Source organism: Variovorax robiniae (assembly GCF_037889955.1).
Lineage (GTDB): Bacteria > Pseudomonadota > Gammaproteobacteria > Burkholderiales > Burkholderiaceae_C > Variovorax > Variovorax robiniae.
In genome coordinates, this window is record NZ_JBBKZS010000001.1 from 817,490 (window position 1) to 838,507 (window position 21,018).

The window sequence follows — 21,018 nt, forward strand, 5'->3', positions numbered from 1 at the left end:
CCCGCACCATGATGACCAACCCCACCGGCCGCATCACGCAAGGCCAGTTCAGCTTCCTGCCCGACCTCACCGATGCAGAAATCACCGCACAGATCCAGTACGGCCTCGACCGGGGCTATGCCTGGAGCGTCGAGTACACCGACGACCCGCACCCTCGCAACACCTACTGGGAGATGCACGGCGCGCCGATGTTCGACCTGCACGACGCGGCCGGCGTGATGATGGAATTGACGGCCTGCCGCAAGGCCTTCCCGAACCACTACATCCGGATGATGGCCTTCGACTCGACGCGCAACATCGAGACCATCACGATGAGCTTCATCGTGAACCGGCCCGCGGACGAACCCGGTTTCGGCCTGGTGCGGCAGGAGTCCAACGGGCGGACGATGCGCTACACGGTGCACAGCTACGCCACCGACAAGCCCGAGTCGAAGCGCTACGGCGCCTGAACGGTTTGCTCGCCGGAGATGCCGCAATGACCGCACCGCTGTATGCCATACCGGGCACGCAGGCAGCAGCAGCCGCCGCCGAGGCGCAGGAGGCCGCTGCGCCTGCGGCGCCGCCGCGCTCGGTCGCCGACGTGCTGGCGCAGAGCCAGGTCGAATCGGTGATGGACGAGCTGGACCGCGACCTCATCGGCCTGGTGCCAGTCAAGTCCCGCATCCGCGACATCGCCGCGCTGCTGGTCATCGACAAGCTGCGCGCGCAGCACGGCCTGGCCGCGCAGGCGCCCTCGCTGCACATGTGTTTCACCGGCAACCCCGGCACCGGCAAGACCACGGTGGCGCTGCGCATGGCGAAGATCCTTCACAGCCTGGGCTACGTGCGCAAGGGCCATGTGGTCAGCGTGACGCGCGACGACCTGGTCGGCCAGTACATCGGCCACACCGCGCCCAAAACCAAGGAAGTTCTGAAGAAGGCCATGGGCGGCGTGCTGTTCATCGACGAGGCCTACTACCTCTACCGCCCCGACAACGAGCGCGACTACGGGCAGGAAGCCATCGAGATCCTGCTGCAGGTGATGGAGAACCAGCGCGACGACCTGGTGGTGATCCTCGCGGGCTACAAGGAACGCATGAACACCTTCTTCCAGTCCAACCCAGGCATGAGTTCGCGCATCGCGCATCACCTGGACTTTCCGGACTACGACGGTGCGGAACTGCTGCAGATTGCCGACCTGCAACTGGCCTCCGCGCACTACCGCTTCGGCATCGGTGCACGCGACGCCTTCGATGCCTACCTGCATCGGCGCATCGCGCAGCCGCACTTCGCCAACGCACGCAGCGTGCGCAATGCACTGGACCGCGCACGCCTGCGCCAGGCCAGCCGCCTGTATGCCGACCGCGACAGCCCGCTCACCGCGGAGGCGCTCAGCACCATCGATGCCAGCGACATCCTGGCCAGCCGCGTGTTCACGGAAATTGAAGGAAGCACCCCATGACCTCCCCTCGCCTGCGCGCGCTGATCTTCGACGTCGACGGCACCCTGGCCGACACCGAGCAGGCCCACCGCGCCGCGTTCAACGAAGCCTTTGCCGAGGCCGGGCTCGACTGGCACTGGGACGAGCCGCTCTACATGCGGCTGCTCGAAGTCTCCGGCGGCAAGGAGCGCATCACCCACTACTGGCGAGAGGTGCGCGGCGACATCAAGGCCATCGATGCCGGCGCGCTGGCCGACACCGTGCAGCGCATCCATGACCACAAGACGGCCGCCTACGAGCGCCGCGTGCACGAAGGCTCTGTGCAACTGCGCCCCGGCGTGCTCAAGCTGATCGAGTCGGCGCACCGCGACGGCCTGCGCCTGGCCATCGCGACCACCACCTCGCCGGTCAACATCGCCACGCTACTGCGCGCCGCGATGGGCCCGGCATGGTCCACGTACTTCGACGTGATCGAGGATGCGACGACCGCGCCGCACAAGAAACCGCATCCGCAGGTCTACGTGCAGACCTTGCAACGCCTGCAACTGCCACCCGCCGAATGCCTGGCCTTCGAGGACTCGGCCAACGGTCTCAAGGCGGCGCGTGCAGCACGGCTGCTGACGCTGGTGACCCCGAACCCCTTCACCGCCCACCACGACTTCAGCGGCGCGCTGCGCATCCTGCCCAGCCTTCAAGGCACGATCGTCGCGGACCTGCGGCACTGGCACGCAGCGGCCCACGCACAAGAACAACATTGAAAGCCCCACCATGCCCCTCTCCCAACGCGCCACGCTCACGCGCTACCTCATCGAGCAACGCCGCCGTTTCCCGGACGCCAGCGGCGACTTCAATGCGCTGATCCTCGATGTCGCATTGGCCTGCAAGGCCATCGCGCGCGCGGTCGCCTTCGGAGAACTGGGCTACGCGACGAGCCAGCTCAGCGGTGAACTCGAAACGCGCAAGCCGCTGGACGTCATCAGCAAGCAGGTCTTCACGCACATGAACGACTGGGGCGGTCACTGCGCCGGCATGGCCTCGCAAGAGTCCAGCGAGCCGCACCAGATTCCGCCGCAGCACCCGCGCGGCCGCTATTTGCTGGCGTTCGATTCGCTCGACGGTGGCTCCAGCAACATCGAGGTGAACCTGTCGGTGGGCAGCGTCTTCAGCGTGCTGCGCGCGCCGCCGGACGTGATCGAGAGCGGGCGCGACGTGACGGAAGCGGACTTCCTGCAACCGGGCGCGGCCCAGGTCGCGGCAGGCTACGCCTTGTACGGGCCGACCACGATGCTGGTGCTGTCGGTTGGCAATGGCGTGGCGGGCTTCACCCTCGACCCCAACCTCGGCGAATTCATGCTGACCCATCCCGACATCCAGGTGCCGCCGGAGACGGAAGAGTTCGCAATCAACGCCTCCAACAGCCGCTTCTGGGAAGCACCGGTCAAGCGCTACGTCGACGAATGCCAGGCCGGCAAGACCGGTGCGCGGGGCAAGGACTTCACGATGCGCTGGATCGCCTCGATGGTCGCCGAGGCGCATCGAATCCTCATGCGTGGCGGCGTCTTCCTGTACCCGCGCGACACGCGCGACACGGCAAAAGTCGGCCCGCTGCGCCTGCTGCATGAAGCCAACCCGATCGGCTTCATCATGGAGCAAGCGGGAGGACGCGCGAGCACCGGGCGCCAGCCCTTGCTCGGCGTGGTGCCGACATCGATGCACCAGCGCATTGGCCTGGTGTTCGGATCGCGCTGCGAGGTCGAGCGCATCGAGCGCTATCACCGCGAACCGGCCGGAGCGGAACTGGAAAGCCCCCTCTTCGGCAAGCGCAGCCTGTTCAGGGCCTGACCTCAAGGAAGCCATGTCCGAACGCCACCCCATCATCGCCATCACCGGCTCTTCCGGCGCCGGCACCACCTCCGTCACGCGGACCTTCCAGCACGTCTTCCGGCGCGAGAACGTGAATGCGGCCATCATCGAGGGCGACAGCTTCCACCGCTACGACCGCAAGGAGATGAAGCTGCGTCAGGCCGAGGCCGAGCGCGCCGGCAACATGAACTTCAGCCACTTCGGCGCGGAGAACAACCTCTTCCCCGAACTGGAGGCGCTGTTCAGTGACTACGGGGCCACCGGCGTCGGCCGCCACCGCAAGTATCTGCACGATGCCGACGAAGCCGCGCCCTACGACCAGGAACCCGGCACCTTCACGGCCTGGGAAGACCTGCCCGAGGGCACCGACCTGCTGTTTTACGAAGGGCTGCATGGCGCCGTGGTCACGCCCGAGGTCAACGTCGCGCGGCACCCGGACCTGCTGATCGGCGTGGTGCCGGTCATCAACCTCGAATGGATCCAGAAGCTGTTCCGCGACAAGACCCAGCGCGGCTACAGCACCGAGGCCGTGACCGACACCATCCTGCGGCGCATGCCCGACTACCTGCACTACATCTGCCCGCAGTTCAACCACACGCATGTGAACTTCCAGCGCGTGCCGATCGTGGACACCTCCAACCCTTTCACCACCCGCACCATCCCGACGGCCGATGAAAGCATGGTGGTGATCCGCTTCGCCCAGCCCAAGGGCATCGACTTCCAGTACCTGCTGAACATGATTCACGGCTCCTGGATGTCTCGCGCCAACACCATCGTCATTCCCGGCGGCAAGATGGAGCTGGCGATGCAGTTGATCTTCACGCCCTTCATCTGGCGGATGATGGAACGGCGCCAGCGCGCCCTGAGTGCCATCTGATGCGGGGCGAGCCCATGGACTTTCCCTACGACCTGGTGATGTTCGACCTGGACGGCACGCTGGTCGAGACCGCGCCGGAAATTTGCGACGCGGTAAATGACACCTTGCGGGATCTCGGACTGCCCGCCGTCGATCAGACGCAAGCGGAGCGCTGGATCGGCCACGGCACGCACGAGTTGCTGATCGAGGCGCTCGCCTTTGCCACCGGGGCGGATGCGAAAGCGGTGCGGGCGAGCGAGAGCCTGTCCTCCACGGTAGGCAGCTTCGACAAGCACTACCAGCGGCGATGCGGCACGCGCAGCCGTCTCTATCCCGGTGTGCGCGAAGCCTTGGCCTTCCTGCGCACCAATGGCGTGAAACTGGCCGTCATCACCAACAAGGAAGGCCGCTACACGGACACCGTGCTGGCTGTACACAAGCTGCGCGACAGCTTCGACCGTGTGATCAGCGGCGACAGCCTGCCCACCAAGAAGCCCAATCCGGCCTGCGTGCACGCATGCCTGCACGAGTTCGGCGTGCCGCCGTCACGCGCCCTCTTCGTCGGCGATTCATCGATCGATGCCGCCACCGCACGCAATGCCGGCGTCGAGGTGTGGTTGCTGCCGCACGGCTACAACATGGGCGCGCCGATCGAGCAGTGCCGGCCGGATCGCGTCATCGCGGATTTCCCGGCACTGATCACCAAGTCTTGACCGCAAGGATTGCGACGCGGGGGGCGTGACGCTACGCGCGACGCACCGCGTCGCCCTCCCCCGGATGCCGGCTCATCCAGTCCGCCATCCAGCGCTCCGCCCGCTCCGTGGCGCGGCGATAGGCCTCCGCCTTGTCGCGCCCCATGTGGGTGATGGCCATCCGGCATTTCAGGACGCCGTCGCACTTCAATTCCAGCGTGCCGCCATATTGCCCATCCCCGGTCGCTTCGAGTTCGATCGAACAGCGCCAGTTGTCGGGCAGCCTCGGCCCGCGCTCATCGCCTGCCGGATCGCCGCTCATGCCGCCCGTCATTCGAACACCACCTCCGTCGCGATCAACACACCGTTGACCACCTCGGCGCCGCGGACGTTGACTTTCACGCCGTTGCCGAGATTGGCCGCCGTGCCGTTGCTAAACATCACGCGCGGCCCGCTGGCGTCGACGGGCTGCCCACGCACGCGGAAGTCGGCCGCCGAGCGGAAGGCCCCCACGGTCCCGATGAGGTTGAAGGAGGACGGTCCGCCGGTTCCCGGCACATGGCGGATCTTCAGCTTGCTGACCCGCAACACGCCGTTCGACACGACGCCGCCGACTTCCACTCGCACGCCATTGCCGATGCCGCTGGCCGGTCCGCCGGTGATCTGCGCCGCGGACGCATCGATGGGGATGCCAAGCAGCTTGAAAGTCCCGAGCCCCGCGTAGCCCGTGACGATGCCGGCCACCTGTGCTGTCGTGCCGTCGGCCATCGGCACCGGGTACCACCGTTGCACCACGGTGGCGGCCACGCCCGCCGGGCCGACGCTGCCGGCTCGCACCCGGACCAGCACGCCATTGGCCAGCGGCTGGCTGTCCGGGCCGCCGGTCAGGCTTGCAGCGCTGTAGTCGACGCGCAGGCCGCCCAGCATGAAGCTGCGTGACACAAGGTCGAGGCCTTGTACCGTACCCGTGAGGATCAGCGTGGACGCGTCCCGCTGTTCCACACGCGTGGCCCGCAGCACGCCGGGCGCTCCGGGCAATCCCCAGACCTGCACGGTGCGACCCAGTGCCAGGGCTGCCAGGCCGCTCGAGTCGGCCCAGACCGTGGCGTCGTCCGTGGTCACCGTGGTGCCCAGCACCACGAAGCTGCCTTGCTTCTGGTCGATCGATGCCAGCGGTCCGCGCAGGTCCGCAGCGGATTCGACGCGGCGTGCGATCCCGCTCGTGAAGTCCGCATTGACCGGGCCGGTGACCTTCGCGGTCATGCCGAGTTGCAGGCCTGCGGGTGCGTCCTCGATGCTGCCGACCGTGGAATCGGTCGCGTAGCGCAAGCCATTCACGATGATGCTGCCGGCGCCATCGACGGCACCCACACCCGTCGCGTCCGCCGTGCTCACGCCCGTGCCGCCGGAGCCGACACCCGAGCCATCGTCGCCGCTTGTTGCGCTGGCCGTCGTCGTGCCTTCGCTGTTCGATGCAATGCCGCCAAGGCCGCCGCCACCTTGGGCGCCGTTACCCGCGGGCGCGCCGGAAGAGGACGCATCGGCTGTCGAGGCCGGGCTACCGGCAGTCGCCGTGGACCCCGCAGCCGACGGGGTGCCGGCGTTGCCCGCAAGGATGACCGGGCCACCACCGCCACCGCCCCCTCCACCGCAGGAGAGCAGCAAGGCGAACCATACCGACAGAAGGCCATGGCGGAGCAGGGAATTCATGAGGCGTTTCGTCCTGGCGGGTTGGAGGATGCGACGGCAAGGGGCGCCGCAGCGCCTCCGGCCGCAGCATCCTCGTAGTAGGTGTAGATACCGATCCGGATACGGCCCGGAGCCTTTCCGTCGACCGATTCGACAGCTTCCCTCATCTCCTGTGTCAGTGCATTGTGCAGGCCATCCCAACGCTCGCGCGCCATCTGGTGGATGCGCTCGCAATCGGCTAGCGACAGTCCGGCGGCGAACACCGATCGTTCCAGCAAGGGAGGCGCCGCGCCGGTCGTGTTCGACACGCTCGCCAGCAGGTGATCGCGCGCGTTGTCGCCGAGAAATGCCAGCATGCCGCGCAGGTCGCCCGCGGGCACGAAGCCGGCCGCCGCGAGTTCGGCATGGCCGCCGCGCACGCTGGCCATTTTCAGGCGCACCAGCTCATCGAGGATCGCGCGGTGATGAAGGTTGCCTCGGCTTGCGCGCCGCGCCAGCACCTCGAAGGATGGCTGGCCCTCCTGGTCGGCGATCGGGAGCGACCGGTGCCGGGGATCCTCGGCCACCATTTGCAGCCACAAGGTCAGGGTCTTGGCCTCGGCGGAAGTCTCGGTCTGCGGCAGGCTGTCGCCCGCGCGCACCTTGCTGGTCACGATCTTGCGGTTCAACCCGGTCGTCACCGACAACTGGCTGATGTTCGGCTCGGGGCCCTGCGCCAGCCAGGCGCGGCGCGCCTCGTCCACGAGGATGTCGCGCAGCAGTTCGTCCAGATGCGCATGCTTGATGCCGAAGGCCAGTGCCAGCCTCACCAGCGGACGAAGCACGCGGTCGCACGCGCCCAGCACCCAGGCCACCTGCCCTTCCCTGCTCCGGACGAGCTTGTCGCGAAGGGATCGCTGTGGCCCTCGACCGCGTTGTGCGCCTTTGGATCCCACCGTGCGAGTGACCATTTGCCGCTTACGGTTGGTTACCACGGGACAACGAGAACCGCCGCTGTCTGACAAGAAACATGCAGCCACTATAAGACAAAGAGGTATCAAATGTGAATTTTTCACATCTTCTACCCGGAACGATGTCATGACCTCTTCATCCCCGCGACATGTGGACGGCACCAGCCGCCAGGCAGAGTGGTCCCCTCTCGACGCACAGCGCTCCACGGGCGCGATACGCACAAGAGAAGTCGAGATGCGCGAGTCATTGGCTGCCGCGGCGCGCGAGCGGGCGGAGTTGCAGTCACGCATCGTCCGCGCATTCCGCGACCATCTGGACGGCGATGGGCCGGGCCCTTCGGAACAGGACCTCATGCTGTTCGCGCAGACCGCGGTCAAGGAGTGGCGGCTTGCCAGCCGGTTTGCCGCGACACGGCCACCGCTGGTTGCGCGCCGACGCTGAAGCGTGCCCTTTGCCGACAACGCCACTGCAAGCCCAAGGAGAGACTCGATGAGCCCGATACCAGAATCCCTTGACCCAGGCGAAACGATGGCCCCTGTCGCGTTCGGAAACTTGCTGGACCTTGCGCGACTGCGGCTTGGCGGTGCTTCGGCCGAAACCTGCGATGCCTGCAACACCATCAATCCCGTGCATGCCCTGTCCTGCAAGTGTTGCGCCCACAAATTGCCGGCGTTCCACGCAAGGATGCGCCGGGGCATCGGCGGCGGCATGATGAACGCCATGCTGATGTGCAGGAAGGCCCTTGCCGAGGCAGAGCGAGCATGGACTGCGACGAATGCGGTGCTGTCGCTCATGGGCCGGTCGCCGTGGGTCGCGCCGCGGGCGCGCCCCGGATTCGCGCGCGGCATGGCCGCCACAGGCCCAAGGAAATGACCAAGTACTGCGACGGCTGCCATACGCCCAACAGGGACAGGGCGCGGTACTGCCGTGGATGCGCAGGCAAGTTCTCGGGCTTTCGATTCGCCGCGAATGCCTTTGTTTCTACCGAGCCGGAAGCAGAGTTCTCGGTGACCTTGCCCAAGGCCCCCAAGCCACCTCCGATACCAAAGCTTCCCAGGAGGCCCGAACGGCATGAAGCGAGTGCATGGGATCCGGCCTCGATCGTCACGCAAGCCGTGGCGAGGGTGGCTCCCGTGCCGCGCGTGGCGCCGACGACGCAGGCACCCTTGTCAGCGGCAACGCGCCCTGCATGGCGGCCAAAGTCTGTTCGCCGGGACGTCCTCGCAGGCGTGCTGGCGCTCTCGGTACTCGCGATAGCCGCTGCCCTGGTCGCAAGTCATTGGCAAGGCACTGACGACCCGGCCCCGGCCCAGCAAGCCTCCGCATCGCCGCCCTTGCAGGCCGCGCCGCCGGTCGAAGCGCCCGCGCCGGTCGTGCCGCCGCAGCGAATGACGGAAGCCGCACCGCCAACCGCACCGCCGGCCACGCCGGAGGCCGACACGGCAGACCGAGGCGCGGTCATCGTGCTGCCGCAGGCACTCGAAGCAGCGCCGGTCGCGCCCGGCGGGGGCGGCGAATCGGCCCAGGACGTTGTTGCCGCGCCCGCAAGAGACACGCACGCGCCTGCGCCCTCCCGCACTGCGGGAACCGCCCGACCTCGAGCCGGGCGCGCTGTCGCCAGTACCGCGACGCCGACACTGACACCGACGCCGGACTTTCGACGCCAGGCGCTACCCGCAACGATCGAGGTGGCTTCCCCTCGCCCCGCTGGATTCAGGCGCCCGGACACGGCATACACCCCGGCCGGCAGTCCGCAACAAGCGCCGCTGCGTGCACCGGCGCAATCCCTGCGCCCCGCGCCGACGGCGGCGGCGAACTTCAATCCGTGCAATCGCCAGAACCCGTTCGGTGATGCGGTCTGTGCGAACTCGCCCGTTGCCACAGGCCAGGTAGCGGCATCACCGATGGCCGCGGCGAGCACAGGTGGTCCGGCTGGGCGCAATTCGAAGGCCTCGACAGGCGTCGCGGCCTTCAGTCCAGCCGGACTGTATGGAGGTGATGGCGCCGGCTCGGTCGCCGGCACTGGCCCCGGTCCGGCCGCGGGAGCCGCTGGCGCGGCTGGTGCCGGCGGTGTCGCGTCGGCTTCGGCTGGCGGAGGCCCGGGTACTGGGGGCGGCAGTGCTGGTGCTGGTGCTGGTGCTGGTGCTGGTGCTGGTGCTGGTGCTGGTGCTGGTGCTGGTGCTGGTGCTGGTCCTGGTCCTGGTGCCGGCGCAGGTGGCGGTGCCGGCGCAGGTGGCGGTGCTGGCGCAGGTGGCGGTGCCGGCGCAGGTGGCGGTGCTGGCGCAGGTGGCGGTGCCGGCGCAGGTGGCGGTGCCGGCGCAGGTGGCGGTGCCGGCGCAGGTGGCGGTGCCGGCGCAGGTGGCGGTGCCGGCGCAGGTGGCGGTGCCGGCGCTGGTGGCGGTGCCGGCGCAGGTGGCGGTGCCGGCGCAGGTGGTGGTGCCGGCGCAGGTGGCGGTGCCGGCGCAGGTGGCGGTGCCGGCGGCGGATCTGGTGGCGGTGGTGGTCCTGGCGGTGGCGGTGGCGCTGGCGCCGGCGGTGGCGCTGGTGGTGGCCCGGGTGGCGGTGGCGGCGGCCCCGGGGGCGGGGGCCCCGGCGGCGGCGGTGGTCCCGGCGGTGGAGGGGGCTCCGGCGGCGGCGGTGGCGGTGGGCCCGGCGGTGGGGGTGGTCCAGGCGGCGGGGGTGGCCCCGGCGGTGGCGGCCCCGGCGGTGGCGGCCCAGGCGGCGGCGGCGGCGGCGGCGGCGGCGGCGGCGGTGGCGGTGGCGGCGGTGGCGGCGGTGGCGGCGGCGGTGGCGGTGGTCGCTGAAAGCGCGTGATCCGCCCCGCATATCGGTACGCGCCTTCCCCGGAGGCTCCACCCTCGAGTCACTCCCGGACGCAATTCAACAAACAAAGGAGACATGGGAATGGCACAGCAGGCCACGAGTTCCGGTCCGCAGCGCATCGACCTCGAGGATCCCTCGGAAGTTGCGCTGTGGAGTGAGCAATACGGATGTACCGAGGCGCAACTGCGCGAAGCAGTCGAAGCGGCCGGGCCGCTGGCACAGGAGGTTCGCGAGTACATCGCGAAGCAAGCCAAGGATGCAATCAAGCGCGCGTCGTAGCGACCGCGATCCGGGCCCGCGCGCCGTGCGTGCTGCGCGACAAGCCGCTCACGGATTGCGCGCGGCCTTCAGTTCATCCGCTCAACTGCCGCAATCCACTTGCCGAAGGCATCCATCTGCCCGGCGACGACCCTGCGCGTCGGGTCGTCCGTGCAGAGTCCTGTGGCATCGAACTTGGCAGCCGCATCGCCGATGAACACCTCGGGCTTCACCAGCGTCATCGCGTTGACGAACAGCAGCACCTTGCGCAGGTCGTACTGCACCCTGGCGCCGCCACGCGGCCCCGGCGTCACGCTGAGGATGGCCACGGGCTTCTGCGAGAAGGGCTGGTCTTCGCCCCGGCTGATCCAGTCGATGGCGTTCTTCAGCATTCCGGGAATCGAGTAGTTGTATTCGGGCGTCGCGATGACGACGCCATCGGCGCGGCGGATGCGCTCCCGCAGCGCAACCACCGCGGCCGGCATGCCTTGTGCGGCCAGGTCGTCGGCGTTGAAAGGGGGCACGTCACGCCACTCGATGATCTCCATGTGCATGCCGGTCGGCAATGACGTTGCGGCCAGCTTCAAGGCCATGCGATTGAGAGACGCGGCACGCAAGCTGCCACAGAGGCCGACGATGTCCAATGAGGTCATGAGCTCCGTTCGTGATCGCACAGGGGAACCGCATCATGCAGCAGCTGCGCGGTCAGCGCGCCACGCAACGAGTTGGTGACGACGATGGCCTCGGCCCGTTGCAGGTCCACCGAAGTCAGGCTGCGCTCCGTCGCGCGATACATGTCATCTTCAAGCAGGCAGGCGCGCATCACGCCCGGCAACGCGCCGTCGCTGACGGGCGGCGTGTACCACCGTCCGTCGAGTTGGAGGAACACCGAGGTGCGACCGCCTTCGACCAGGCGGCCATCCGCGGTAAAAAACAGGCTGTCGAAAGCACCCACACGCTCGGCCGCGCGCACGCCTTCGTCGTATACACCACGCACCGTGGTCTTGTGGGCGGCCAGCGGATTGAAGTCGGGCAGGCGCTCGTCGGCCACCCGCAGCGTGACGAACCCGTCCGCGAGCGCGGCCAGCGGTGCGTGTTGCAGTTGCAGCCGGCCGTCGTGGCGCAGTGCCAAGCGCACGCGCCAGCGCGCACCGGCGGCCAGCGCGAGCAGGCGTTCCGGGAGCGCGGCGAGCGCCTCCGCTCGGTCGAAGCGAAAGCCCAGCACGCGGGCGCTGTTCTGCAATCGCGTCAAGTGGCGATCGAGGTTGCGAATGACCGGCCGCGCACCCTCCTCCACGGCCTCCGCCAGCATCGTCTCGAACAGTTCGAAGCCCGGGTCCAGGCCGGTGAGGAAGCGCGCCTTCAGATGGCATTCCTCGAATTCATCCTCGGCCCGGCTGTCCGCCACGATGCCGGCGCCGATGCCCAGGCGCGCCCGTCGCAGGCCCCGCGATTCACGCCCCAGCGTGAGCGTCCGGATCGCCACCGACAGGCAGAAATCGCCGACCTGCGCATCGCCCTGCGGCGCATCCATCCAGCCGATGGCGCCGCAATAGAGGCCCCGTGGTGTCGTCTCCAGCCCCGCGATCAACTGCATGGTGTGGTGCTTGGGGGCGCCGGTGATCGAGCCGCAGGGGAAGGCGGCGCGCAGCACGTCCGGGAACCCGATCTCCGGCTTGAGACGGGCCTGTACCGTGGAGGTCATCTGGAACAGCGTGCTGTGGTCCTCGATCGCGAACAGGTCCTTCACCTCCACGCTGCCGATGCGCGAGATGCGCCCCAGGTCGTTGCGCAGCAGGTCCACGATCATCACGTTCTCGGCCCGGTTCTTGACGTCGTTGGCCAGGTGGCGCGCGGTCTCGCTGTCGCCTTCGGGGCCTTGCGCGCGGGAGATGCGCGAGGCCGTGCCTTTCATGGGCCGGGCCGTGAGCACGCCACCGTCGTGACGCAGGAAGAGTTCCGGAGAACACGACAGCACATGCGTGACCGCATCGCGTGGATCACCAGGACTGGACGCGTCGGGCAACGCAATCAACGCGCCATACGGAACCGCCTGGCGATGGCGCAGTTGCCGGTACAACGACACCGGCGATCCGTAGGCCTCGCCGTGCAGACGGAAGGTGTAGTTGACCTGGTAGGTCTCACCCGCCGCGATGGCTTCCTGGATGCGCCCGATGGCTTGGATGAACTCTGGTCGTTCGACGCTGGGCGACAGGTTCATCACCCCCGCCGTTGACACCCCCTGTTCGACGCCCTGGAGCCAATCGCCCGCCTCGTCGGCGGAGAGCCGCGAAAGCTCGCGAAACATCAGCACGCGCAACGCGGAGGCATCGCCATCGCCGAGCCGCTCATGACCCGCCCGCAGCAGCTTCGCACCCCACTCGTAGTCCGCCAGCAGCACCGCATGCAGGCCGCTTCGAAGGTCCGCGTCCACACGACTCCACATCGCATCGAGCGTCGCAGGGTCGGTGCAGCGATGCTCGCGCACGAAGCCCTGGTAAAGCCGGCTCGTCGGATGTTCGCGCGTGGCGGCGCGGTCGTCGAGCAGCGCGAAGCAGGGACTTGCGGAACGGGACTCAAACGGCACGCCAAGCCTCCGTTTGCATCGAATACGCCAGCCGGTGGATGAGTTGCCAGGTGGCCTTGGTATGGTCGGTGGCCCCGCGGGTGATTTGCACTGTCATCGTCGCTATTTTGCGGCGATCAGTTCACCCTTGCCGTCGGCCGACAGGTCCCCGAGGTGCCGCTCGATGCGCCTGGAAGCCAAGGCCGCGAACGGCCCGCCGTGCCGCGCCAGATCGCGCGCGAGCAGTTGCCAGATCACATCCGCCGACGCAACGGCGGGCACGAAGGTCGAGGCCGGCTCGAAGCGCCCGCTTGCCGACGCCAGCACCACGCTGCCGCGCCGCATCCCGTAGCCGACATGCTGGCCGACGCCACCGCCGACAGCGATCGTCCCGGCCACCATGCGCGAGGCGAGAAAGTCACCGGCATGGCCATGCACGATCGCGCTGCCGCGACGCATTCGGTCGCCGAAGCGCGCGCCTGCGTTGCCCATGACGACGAAGGTGCCGCCGCGCATGCCGTCGATGCTGCCGGGGAGCGTGCTGGCGGCGAAGTCATCCACATCACCGTGCACGAGGAGCTTGCCGCCGGCCATCTCGCAGGCTGCCTGCAGGCCGGCGCTTCCATTGACGTGCAGTTCGCCAGCACTCATGCAGCCACCCGCATGGTGGCCGACGCTGCCTTCCACGCGCACGATGCCACCCGCCATCCTCCAGCCAACGCGGTCGAAGCGCGACAAGTCCCCCTCCAGGACCAGCGTGTCGTCATCGGCTGTCTCAACCTTGAAGAACTCGGCCAGCGCCACGAATGCACTGCCATGGCCGACACGCGTCTGCTCGACCTGCGCCACCGACAGACCCGCCAGCGCCACTGGCGCCACGCCGCGCAGGTCGACCCGTAGCGCGGGCTGGGACTTGAGGGTGAGTCGCCAGCCGCTCATGCCGACGCCCCACCATTCAGCAACTTGTGCAAGTGGAAGTGGAACGCCCCCAGCTTGCCGCCATAGTTGCCCGCCGAAATGCGCAGCAACCCCTTGGCCGCGCCGAGCGCAATGCCGGCCTCCATGCCCACGCGCATGGCCGCGCCGACATCCGCTTCGGTCAGCCCATCGATCACGATCTCCATCACGCAGCGCGTCTGCGGCGTCAACTCGCTGCCTGCCACCAAGCCAAGGAGGCTCGGACAGAACGCATCGTTGGTCGACGCACTCAGCGCCGCGTACTTGCTGCCCACCTTCGAACCCGAGCGCACCACGCCGCCGGGGAAGGGCATGATCACATTGGGCAAGGTCTTCATCGCCGCCACCGCGGCCTCCGCGACGGCCAGTGCGCTATCGGTGTCGGTGCACAACAGCAGCAGGTTGCCGCCGCCCACACCCTTGGCCACGGCCGTGGTCTCCTGCGCCACGAACTCGCCATCCATCACCGGCACGCGCCAGTAGCGGACGCCGTCGATCACCTTGGATATCTGCCAGCCGTCGCCGAAGAAGCGCAGGTTCTTGCCCAGCGCAATCGCCTCGCCCTCGGCAATGCCGGCGTAGACCGCCGTCGTCGGGCAGGTCAGCACGCATTGGCCGACGCGGCGCTCGACCTGCTTGGCCAGTTCCTTGCCGGACATTGCGAACAGCAGCACGCTGAGGCCTGGCCGTCCGTCGGGTGTCTCGCCAGGATCGAGTTCGCGCTCGATGCCCGCCTCGCAGCCGCAGCCGATGACCGAGGTGGCCAGGCCGGTCGCCGATGCGGCCGCGTGGCGCGCCCAGGTGAGGTTGTGCGCGGTGATGAGGATGCGCGTGGCCTTCATGGGGAAGGCCTCGGCGAAGGTGTCGTCGATCTGCACGCCGTTGCGCATGAAGACCTCGCTCACGATGTCCCCTTGAAGCACGCCGCAGGCAACAAGCGCCCGCCATTGCAGCAACTGCACAACTCGTCGCGGCTCATCGCGATGCGCTCGAAGTTCACCGATCCATGGGCCGCGAGGTGCTTGCGCAAGGTCTTCTCGATCCCGCGGTCGTATTCCGGCTCGACGAAGTGCGTACCGCCGACGGGCACTGCCGTGATCCTGCCGCCGCGCGCCACCATCACGCCATCCTTGAAGACGTACGCCGGCGTTGCGAACATTGCCTCGCGATCAGCCTGCTCGCGGTACACGGCGATGTCCGCCGCTGCGCCCGCGCGCAGGTGCCCGCGATCGACCAGGCCCAGCAGACGCGCAGGGGCGGCGCGCGTCATGATCGCAATCTCGTCCAGGCTCAGTTCGCGCGTGATCGATTTCAATGCGCAGTTGGCCGCCACCTCCGGATGCAGCTTCGCCAGTTGCTCTTCCCGAAAACTCCGGTCCATCAACAGCCGGATGAGATGCGGATAGCTGGTGAAAGGCCCGCCATTCGGATGGTCGGTGGTCAGCACCACACGCCACGGGTCGTTGACCAGCAGGAAGATCTCCAGGCCGATGACCCACTGCAACGCATTCACATAGCTCTGCTCGCGGTACTTGAACGGCACCACGCCACAACCGGCCTCGCATTCGATGTCGCCGCCGGCCCACTTGCGCGGGTTGGCGAAGCCGGACTGCGCATGCTGTCGCATCGTGTCAGCCGAGGTCGTCACGGTCTGGCCGAACATGATCTGGCCGACGTCGATGCTGACGTTCGGATTGGCATTGACGGCCTCGGCCAGTTGCAGCGCCGCCGACGAGAACTTCTTCGGCCCGTCCGCGCCGTAGGCGTGGAACTGCACATGCGTCAGGTGCGCGGGCAGGCCTTCGAGTGCGCGGATGGTCTCCAGCGTCGATTCGATGTTGCCGGCCACGCCCAGGTTGCTGCCGTGGATGTGCAAGGGATGCGGCACGCCGAGTTCGCGCAGCGCCCGCGTCAGCGTCTGCACCACCTGGCGCGGCGTCACCTGCCAGTGGACGTGCGCCTCGTCGACATCGAGCTTGCGCTGGTTGAACTTGAAGGCCGAGATGCCGGCCGGGTTCACCACCTTCACGCCCATCGCCCTGGTCGCATGGATCGTCCAGGCCATGTAGTCGCGGATGGTCTCGAAGTTGCGGCCACCCTCCCCGCCCTCGGCCAGCAGTTGGAGGAACAGTTCGTCATTGCCGAGCATCACGTAGGCGCCGTGGTCGAGGATCGGCGTGTCGCCCATCTCCATGTGCGCCTGGCGTGCGTTGCTCGCGATCATCGCGGGCTCGAAGGCCGCCGTGTAGCCCATCTCCACATAGCGATAGCCCGTGGCCAGCGTGCCGGGCGTGCAGCCGCCGCAGGAGGCCAGTTCCAGCGCGTTGGCCGGCAACCCGAACGGATCGCCATTGGCGCGCTGAAGCTCCGGCATCAACAGGCGCGCCAGGTTGGTCTTGCCGCCGCCGATGTGGGTGTGCATGTCGATGCCGCCGGCCATGACGATGCAGCCGCTCGCATCGATGTCGTTGTCGACCGGGTCGCGCGGATCGAGCGTCGTGATGCGGCCGTCCTGCACGCAGAGGTCGCGCACGGTTTCATCCGGCTGCGTCGGGTCGATGACGCGGGCGCCGCGCAGGCGCAGGCTGCTCATGGGGTGCTCCCTGCTCGCCGTGCCTGCACTGCATGCGTCAGGTCCGCGAGCACCTGGGCCAGCATGGGTAGCGTGTCCTCATAGAGCGCGCTCAATGGCAGCACCGCGCCGCCATCGGTGCGAAACAGGTGGCCGGTCGATCCGATCCCCGGCGTCGACACCGGAATGAAAACACCGCCAGCGCGTGCCGCCGAAGGCGCCAGGTCAGGATGCCCCATCACGACCAGCGGCAGCGTGATCGGTGGCAGTGCGCATTCGGCATCGAAGCTGGACACCCACAGCAGGCTGTCCACCGCGCGCTCGTCCAACAGGCGTCGCGTGTCGAAGCAATGGGGCTCGTGCTCCAGGCCGGCCGGCCCGGCACGCGAGCGCAGCGGCAGGCCCGACAGCCAGGTGAACACCTCGTTGACCGTCCGCGCGCCATTGCCGCCGCCGATCCACATCGCGGCGGCCCGCGTGCTGCCATTGAGCTTGCTGACGATGCGCCCGACCGCCTCCATGATCAATTCGCCTTGCGCCGGCAGTCGATCGACCTGGCCGACGATCACTGCGTAGCGGGCTGCAAGCAGACGCCCGGCCAGCGCGTCAAGTGCGGGCGGCACGTCACGCGCCAGTCGGCCTGCAACACGCGCCGCCAGTAGGCCCACTGTCGAGAACAAGTCCCCTTGCAGCAGCACCGATTCGGTCGTGACGCCGGGTCGCCGGCCGAGCGCGGCCAGCACTTCGACTTCATCGGCCAGACCGCCCAGCAGCACCACATGCCGCCGCGGCACCACGGCCCCCCCGACGCCACAGCGGTCGAAGAACCCGGCCGCATCGCCATCCGGCAGGCCGCCCACGCAGACGATCAGATCGGCGCGGTTGCGCACCTCGGCCAGCGTGGTCGTGAAGCCGCCGCGATCCTGCAGCGCCCGCATGCCTCGCATCAGCGCCTCGCCGTGGGCCGCATCGCAGATCGCGCCGGTCGCGCAGGCCAGCCTGTACAAGGCACGCGCCCCCGCCACGTCGGTGCCCAGCCCGCCGAACAGCGGCTGTCCGCTGCCCGCCAGGATGCGGGCCGCCGCGGCGACGGCATCGGCCAGGTCGCAGACCTTGCCACCGACCTGCGGCCTTGCAGTCGATGGGCTCGCGGAGAACCGGGCGAGCCCGGCGCGCGCACTGGGGCAGTCGCCCTCGACCAGTTCAAGCGCCGCCCCAACCCGCACACCGAGGTTGTCGCAGAGCCACACGCAATGGGGACAGGTCCATCGCGTCGGCTCCCCTTGGGTGGCGGAGACGGCTTCGTTCATTTGCTTCAGGGCAGCAAGCGACGTGCCACGGCCGGGCCGTCCGCCGCGGCGCAAGTCAGCGCGCGCACCCTTCAGAAGCGAGACACTGTGTCGCGCTCATGTTGCAGTTCTAGCGGCTCGCGTGTCACTGGCGCACGAGGCCCGGCACCGATTGCGCTGGCACGAATCGTGATGCAGCAGGTCCATGTGGCGAAGCCCCTTTCGGTTCCATCAGCGACGCACGCGCGGCAGTCCCCCGTCGTGCAGGGCACTGGCCACCAGCCAGGCCCCGGCGCCGGCGTCGCGCGCTTGCGCCAGGTCGCTTTCGTTGCGGATGCCGCCCGCGCCGACGATGAAGGTCAATGGCGACTTTTGTCGTACACCGGCCAGCGTCTGCAGGTCCGGGCCGGTGCCCGCGCCGACGCGCTCCAGCGTCATCACGATCACGCGCCGCGGCCACAGTTCGAGCGCATCCCAGCAACCCGCTGCATCCATGCGCTGGCCGTCGCGCCGGTCCAGCGAGAGCACACCCTCTTCGCCCGATCGCGCACCGCCAAAGCACTGCGCAAGCGCCTCGCGAGACGCCAGGGATTCGCTGCCGAACACCGGGACCACGCGACTTGCCGCGCTGCCGAGTTCCAGGCGCAGCGCATCGGCCGCCTGCGCGCTCGAAAACCCCGCGTCCAGCCACAGTTCCAGCGAGGGCAAGGCTTGCAACAAGGTGCGCAGCACCGCCACCTGGGCCGGCCGACCCAGCAAGGCGTCGAGGTCGGCCACGTACAACTGTTGCGTCGCGCAGTGCTCGCAGAGGATGCGTGCCACGGTGACCGGGTCGCTGCTGCCGCACAGCGGCGACACGATGGGTCTATAGGCCTGGCGGTCACCGCGTACGGCGCGCACCACCTGGCCCTGCATGAGGTCGATGACGGGAATGAGGTTCATGTCGATGAGACGAACGGATGGAGGAACACCAGGGTCATGAAGCGAATCTTCGTCTACGAACACCTGAGCGCCGGTGGGGAGATGGCGGGCGAGTCCTCGGCGGATGGAGGCATTGAAGCCGACGCGCTCCTGGCCATGGGCCAGCAGATGCGCGATGCCATCGTGCTCGACCTGCTGGGGCTCAAAAATTATGACGTGACGGTGGCCACATGCAAGCGCGCATCGCAGGTGCCGCGGCCGGCGCACGCGGTTGTCGCGCGGGAGGGCGAGTCGGCTTTCGAGTTCGTCGCGCGCCAGAGCCAGGCGCATGACATGGCCTGGGTGGTCGCGCCGGAGACCGATGGCTTGCTGTCGCGCTTCGGCCAGTGCGTGGCGCGCGACCGCTGGCTGGGTTGCGATGGCCCCTCGATCGCGCTCACGACCAGCAAGCGCCGGACGCTGTCGCGTTTGGCCTTGGCCGGCATCGCCACCCCGCGGGACTTCGAAGGTGCGACCGAAACCTGCTGCTGGGTGGCCAAGCCCGACGACGGCGCCGGCGCCACGGCGACGCGGCTGCATCGCACGCTCGCGTCGGCGGTCATCGCGTCGCGGTGCGCACCCGCGAATGCCGCCTGGGAGGTCGAGCCCTGGGTCGAAGGCACGGCGCTGAGCCTGTCGATGCTTTGCAGCCAGGCGGACGCCGAGTTGCTGAGCGTCAACCGCCAGCAGGTGGCCATCGACGCGCACGGTGTCGTGTCCTTCCATGGCGTCGAGGTCAACGTCATGGCTCGTGCGGATCCCCGCTTTGCCACGATGGGCGCGCTGGCCGAGCGCATCGGCCGCGCCATTCCGGGCCTGCGCGGCTTCGTCGGCGTCGACGTCGTGTGGCATGCGCAGCGCGGTCCGGTAGTGATCGAGATCAACCCGCGCGTGACCTGCGCCTATGCGGGCTTGTCGGCCGCGCTTGGCCGCAACCTGGCGCGCGAGGTGATCGCCGCGCACGGGCCTGCCGATGCGTGTGCCGAGGCCCCGAGGGTGGCGCATGCCTGAGCGCACCGTCATTGGCTGGGACATCGGCGGCGCCCACGTCAAGGCCTGCATGCTGCAGGGCGGCGAAGTGCGCGACGTGGCGCAGTGGCCCTGCCCGCTGTGGCTGGGCATGGACCGGCTCGATGCCGTCCTGGACGCCGCGCGCCAACGTTGGAACGGGATGCCGGCGGCGCGGCATGCGGTCACGATGACCGGCGAGATGGTCGACCTGTTCGCGAACCGCGAAGACGGCGTGTGCAGGATCGCGGGCGAGTTGGCGCGGTCGCTCGAAGCGCCTGCCGCGTCAGCGCACGCGGCCGGTTCGCTTCACTTCTTTGCCGGCGACGCCGGATGGGGCCGTATCGCCGAAGTGCCTGCCCTCTGGGACGCGATCGCCTCGGCCAACTGGCTCGCCACCGCGCGCCATGCCGCGCTGCGCTTCGACACCGGCCTGCTGGTGGACATCGGCAGCACGACCACCGACCTGATCGCCTTCCGCCACGGTCGCGTGCTCGCGCCGGACCGCACCGACGCCCAGCGCTTGGCCAGCGGCGAACTGGTCTACCACGGTGTCGTTCGCACGCCGCTGTGCGCGCTAGCCCACCGCATCGACTGGCGCGGCACGCCATACAACGTGATGAACGAATTCTTCGCGACCTCCGCCGACGTCTATCGCCTGACCGGCGAACTCGACCCCGCGCACGACCAGCATCCCAGCGCCGACAACGCGCCCAAGGACCTGGACGCGACGCGGCAGCGCCTGGCACGCATGATCGGCCTCGACCGGCGCGACGCAACGGACAGCGAATGGCTGGCCTTTGCGTACCGGTGGCGCGCCAAGCAGGTGACGCTGCTGGCCGACGAGATGCGCCGCGTGATCGTGTCGCATGGACTGGACGAAGACGCGGTGATCGTCAGCGCCGGCTGCGGCGCCTTCCTCGTCGGCGACGTGCTTGCGCAGTCCATGGCCGATGTGCCACGACCGAGGCCAGCCTACCGCCAACTCGCCTATGGCCGCGACGTCGCCCGCATCGGAGCGCACGCCAACGCGGACCGCCGCGCAATGCAGGACTGGGCCCAGGTCTGCGCGCCCAGCGTGGCCGTGGCGGCGCTCTTCGACATGGACCCCTGA

General features: G+C 68.5%; 22 protein-coding genes. 12 read left to right on the forward strand and 10 right to left on the reverse strand.

What is annotated here, in order from left to right:
- Nucleotides 1-8 precede the first annotated feature (8 nt).
- Genes WKW79_RS03510 through WKW79_RS03535 form a run of 6 tightly spaced genes read left to right on the forward strand, consistent with a single transcriptional unit; the run spans nt 9 to nt 4,852 of the window.
- Nucleotides 9-449, forward strand: coding sequence for a ribulose bisphosphate carboxylase small subunit (locus tag WKW79_RS03510; protein ID WP_340333698.1), 441 nt, complete (start codon nt 9-11; stop codon nt 447-449).
- Between the two features lie 26 nt (nt 450-475).
- The gene (gene cbbX / locus WKW79_RS03515) at nt 476-1,441 is read left to right on the forward strand and encodes a CbbX protein (RefSeq protein WP_340333699.1); all 966 of its coding nucleotides are present in this window, start codon (nt 476-478) and stop codon (nt 1,439-1,441) included.
- Complete coding sequence (locus WKW79_RS03520; protein ID WP_340333700.1) at nt 1,438-2,178, forward strand: HAD-IA family hydrolase; 741 nt, start codon at nt 1,438-1,440, stop codon at nt 2,176-2,178. Before cbbX ends, WKW79_RS03520 begins: the two co-directional genes overlap by 4 nt.
- A gap of 10 nt (nt 2,179-2,188) precedes the next feature.
- A complete protein-coding gene (locus tag WKW79_RS03525; protein ID WP_340333701.1) occupies nt 2,189-3,262 on the forward strand; it encodes a class 1 fructose-bisphosphatase in 1,074 nt (357 codons plus the stop codon).
- A 13-nt stretch (nt 3,263-3,275) separates the two neighbouring features.
- Complete coding sequence (locus tag WKW79_RS03530) at nt 3,276-4,160, forward strand: phosphoribulokinase (protein ID WP_340333702.1); 885 nt, start codon at nt 3,276-3,278, stop codon at nt 4,158-4,160.
- A 14-nt stretch (nt 4,161-4,174) separates the two neighbouring features.
- Nucleotides 4,175-4,852 carry an HAD-IA family hydrolase gene (locus WKW79_RS03535; RefSeq protein ID WP_340333703.1) on the forward strand — a complete coding sequence of 226 codons (678 nt, stop codon included), beginning with the start codon at nt 4,175-4,177 and terminating at the stop codon, nt 4,850-4,852.
- Between the two features lie 31 nt (nt 4,853-4,883).
- Here WKW79_RS03535 and WKW79_RS03540 read toward each other — a convergent pair whose 3' ends face one another.
- The 3 genes from WKW79_RS03540 to WKW79_RS03550 are packed head-to-tail and all read right to left on the reverse strand — an operon-like array spanning nt 4,884 to nt 7,524.
- Nucleotides 4,884-5,165: a hypothetical protein gene (locus tag WKW79_RS03540; protein ID WP_340333704.1), complete on the reverse strand. Its 282-nt coding sequence runs from the start codon at nt 5,163-5,165 to the stop codon at nt 4,884-4,886.
- On the reverse strand, nt 5,162-6,541 hold the full coding sequence (locus WKW79_RS03545) for a DUF5666 domain-containing protein (protein ID WP_340333705.1): 1,380 nt from the start codon (nt 6,539-6,541) through the stop codon (nt 5,162-5,164). Before WKW79_RS03545 ends, WKW79_RS03540 begins: the two co-directional genes overlap by 4 nt.
- Nucleotides 6,538-7,524: a DUF6502 family protein gene (locus WKW79_RS03550; RefSeq protein ID WP_340333706.1), complete on the reverse strand. Its 987-nt coding sequence runs from the start codon at nt 7,522-7,524 to the stop codon at nt 6,538-6,540. The genes WKW79_RS03545 and WKW79_RS03550 overlap by 4 nt, the downstream gene beginning before the upstream one ends.
- A gap of 73 nt (nt 7,525-7,597) precedes the next feature.
- On the opposite strand from WKW79_RS03550, the gene WKW79_RS03555 reads away from it, so the two are divergent.
- The 4 genes from WKW79_RS03555 (at nt 7,598) to WKW79_RS03570 (ending at nt 10,573) form a co-directional block, all read left to right on the forward strand.
- Nucleotides 7,598-7,912 (forward strand): hypothetical protein, encoded by a 315-nt coding sequence (locus WKW79_RS03555; RefSeq protein WP_340333707.1) that lies wholly within the window; start codon nt 7,598-7,600, stop codon nt 7,910-7,912.
- Between the two features lie 3 nt (nt 7,913-7,915).
- Entirely contained in the window at nt 7,916-8,344 is a 429-nt protein-coding gene (locus WKW79_RS03560) for a hypothetical protein (RefSeq protein ID WP_340333708.1), read from the forward strand.
- Nucleotides 8,345-9,541: 1,197 nt separating this feature from the next.
- A complete protein-coding gene (locus WKW79_RS03565; RefSeq protein WP_340333709.1) occupies nt 9,542-10,285 on the forward strand; it encodes a hypothetical protein in 744 nt (247 codons plus the stop codon).
- Nucleotides 10,286-10,375: 90 nt separating this feature from the next.
- Nucleotides 10,376-10,573 carry a DUF3606 domain-containing protein gene (locus tag WKW79_RS03570; RefSeq protein WP_340333710.1) on the forward strand — a complete coding sequence of 66 codons (198 nt, stop codon included), beginning with the start codon at nt 10,376-10,378 and terminating at the stop codon, nt 10,571-10,573.
- 68 nt (nt 10,574-10,641) lie between these two features.
- Here WKW79_RS03570 and WKW79_RS03575 read toward each other — a convergent pair whose 3' ends face one another.
- The 7 genes from WKW79_RS03575 to WKW79_RS03605 all read right to left on the reverse strand — a co-directional run bounded on the left by WKW79_RS03575 (nt 10,642) and on the right by WKW79_RS03605 (nt 18,878).
- Entirely contained in the window at nt 10,642-11,205 is a 564-nt protein-coding gene (locus tag WKW79_RS03575) for an NADPH-dependent FMN reductase (RefSeq protein WP_340333711.1), read from the reverse strand.
- Complete coding sequence (locus tag WKW79_RS03580; protein ID WP_340333712.1) at nt 11,202-13,139, reverse strand: chorismate-binding protein; 1,938 nt, start codon at nt 13,137-13,139, stop codon at nt 11,202-11,204. Before WKW79_RS03580 ends, WKW79_RS03575 begins: the two co-directional genes overlap by 4 nt.
- A gap of 102 nt (nt 13,140-13,241) precedes the next feature.
- Nucleotides 13,242-14,057 carry a formylmethanofuran dehydrogenase subunit C gene (locus WKW79_RS03585; RefSeq protein WP_340333713.1) on the reverse strand — a complete coding sequence of 272 codons (816 nt, stop codon included), beginning with the start codon at nt 14,055-14,057 and terminating at the stop codon, nt 13,242-13,244.
- Nucleotides 14,054-14,965, reverse strand: a complete 912-nt coding sequence (gene fhcD, locus WKW79_RS03590) for a formylmethanofuran--tetrahydromethanopterin N-formyltransferase (RefSeq protein WP_340333850.1) — start codon at nt 14,963-14,965, stop codon at nt 14,054-14,056. Before fhcD ends, WKW79_RS03585 begins: the two co-directional genes overlap by 4 nt.
- 11 nt (nt 14,966-14,976) lie before the next feature.
- Nucleotides 14,977-16,668, reverse strand: coding sequence for a formylmethanofuran dehydrogenase subunit A (locus WKW79_RS03595; protein WP_340333714.1), 1,692 nt, complete (start codon nt 16,666-16,668; stop codon nt 14,977-14,979).
- Complete coding sequence (locus WKW79_RS03600; RefSeq protein WP_340333715.1) at nt 16,665-17,957, reverse strand: molybdopterin-binding domain-containing protein; 1,293 nt, start codon at nt 17,955-17,957, stop codon at nt 16,665-16,667. Before WKW79_RS03600 ends, WKW79_RS03595 begins: the two co-directional genes overlap by 4 nt.
- Before the next feature lie 210 nt (nt 17,958-18,167).
- The gene (locus WKW79_RS03605; protein WP_340333716.1) at nt 18,168-18,878 is read right to left on the reverse strand and encodes a HisA/HisF-related TIM barrel protein; all 711 of its coding nucleotides are present in this window, start codon (nt 18,876-18,878) and stop codon (nt 18,168-18,170) included.
- A gap of 36 nt (nt 18,879-18,914) precedes the next feature.
- Here WKW79_RS03605 and WKW79_RS03610 point away from each other — a divergent pair, with 36 nt between their 5' ends.
- Together WKW79_RS03610 and WKW79_RS03615 are read left to right on the forward strand one after the other, a co-directional pair.
- Nucleotides 18,915-19,907, forward strand: a complete 993-nt coding sequence (locus WKW79_RS03610; RefSeq protein WP_340333717.1) for an ATP-grasp domain-containing protein — start codon at nt 18,915-18,917, stop codon at nt 19,905-19,907.
- On the forward strand, nt 19,900-21,018 hold the full coding sequence (locus WKW79_RS03615; protein ID WP_340333718.1) for a hydantoinase/oxoprolinase family protein: 1,119 nt from the start codon (nt 19,900-19,902) through the stop codon (nt 21,016-21,018). Before WKW79_RS03610 ends, WKW79_RS03615 begins: the two co-directional genes overlap by 8 nt.

What these genes read in the sequence shown, in the direction of transcription:
- WKW79_RS03595 (WP_340333714.1), bottom strand. Translation starts at nt 16,668, where the DNA reads ATGAGCAGCCTGCGCCTGCGCGGCGCCCGCGTCATCGACCCGACGCAG.
- WKW79_RS03555 (WP_340333707.1), top strand. Translation starts at nt 7,598, where the DNA reads ATGACCTCTTCATCCCCGCGACATGTGGACGGCACCAGCCGCCAGGCA.
- WKW79_RS03615 (WP_340333718.1), top strand. Translation starts at nt 19,900, where the DNA reads ATGCCTGAGCGCACCGTCATTGGCTGGGACATCGGCGGCGCCCACGTC.
- WKW79_RS03605 (WP_340333716.1), bottom strand. Translation starts at nt 18,878, where the DNA reads ATGAACCTCATTCCCGTCATCGACCTCATGCAGGGCCAGGTGGTGCGC.
- WKW79_RS03535 (WP_340333703.1), top strand. Translation starts at nt 4,175, where the DNA reads ATGGACTTTCCCTACGACCTGGTGATGTTCGACCTGGACGGCACGCTG.
- fhcD (WP_340333850.1), bottom strand. Translation starts at nt 14,965, where the DNA reads ATGCGCAACGGCGTGCAGATCGACGACACCTTCGCCGAGGCCTTCCCC.
- WKW79_RS03540 (WP_340333704.1), bottom strand. Translation starts at nt 5,165, where the DNA reads ATGACGGGCGGCATGAGCGGCGATCCGGCAGGCGATGAGCGCGGGCCG.
- WKW79_RS03520 (WP_340333700.1), top strand. Translation starts at nt 1,438, where the DNA reads ATGACCTCCCCTCGCCTGCGCGCGCTGATCTTCGACGTCGACGGCACC.
- WKW79_RS03525 (WP_340333701.1), top strand. Translation starts at nt 2,189, where the DNA reads ATGCCCCTCTCCCAACGCGCCACGCTCACGCGCTACCTCATCGAGCAA.
- WKW79_RS03610 (WP_340333717.1), top strand. Translation starts at nt 18,915, where the DNA reads ATGAAGCGAATCTTCGTCTACGAACACCTGAGCGCCGGTGGGGAGATG.
- cbbX (WP_340333699.1), top strand. Translation starts at nt 476, where the DNA reads ATGACCGCACCGCTGTATGCCATACCGGGCACGCAGGCAGCAGCAGCC.
- WKW79_RS03530 (WP_340333702.1), top strand. Translation starts at nt 3,276, where the DNA reads ATGTCCGAACGCCACCCCATCATCGCCATCACCGGCTCTTCCGGCGCC.
- WKW79_RS03570 (WP_340333710.1), top strand. Translation starts at nt 10,376, where the DNA reads ATGGCACAGCAGGCCACGAGTTCCGGTCCGCAGCGCATCGACCTCGAG.
- WKW79_RS03600 (WP_340333715.1), bottom strand. Translation starts at nt 17,957, where the DNA reads ATGAACGAAGCCGTCTCCGCCACCCAAGGGGAGCCGACGCGATGGACC.
- WKW79_RS03545 (WP_340333705.1), bottom strand. Translation starts at nt 6,541, where the DNA reads ATGAATTCCCTGCTCCGCCATGGCCTTCTGTCGGTATGGTTCGCCTTG.
- WKW79_RS03510 (WP_340333698.1), top strand. Translation starts at nt 9, where the DNA reads ATGATGACCAACCCCACCGGCCGCATCACGCAAGGCCAGTTCAGCTTC.
- WKW79_RS03585 (WP_340333713.1), bottom strand. Translation starts at nt 14,057, where the DNA reads ATGAGCGGCTGGCGACTCACCCTCAAGTCCCAGCCCGCGCTACGGGTC.
- WKW79_RS03575 (WP_340333711.1), bottom strand. Translation starts at nt 11,205, where the DNA reads ATGACCTCATTGGACATCGTCGGCCTCTGTGGCAGCTTGCGTGCCGCG.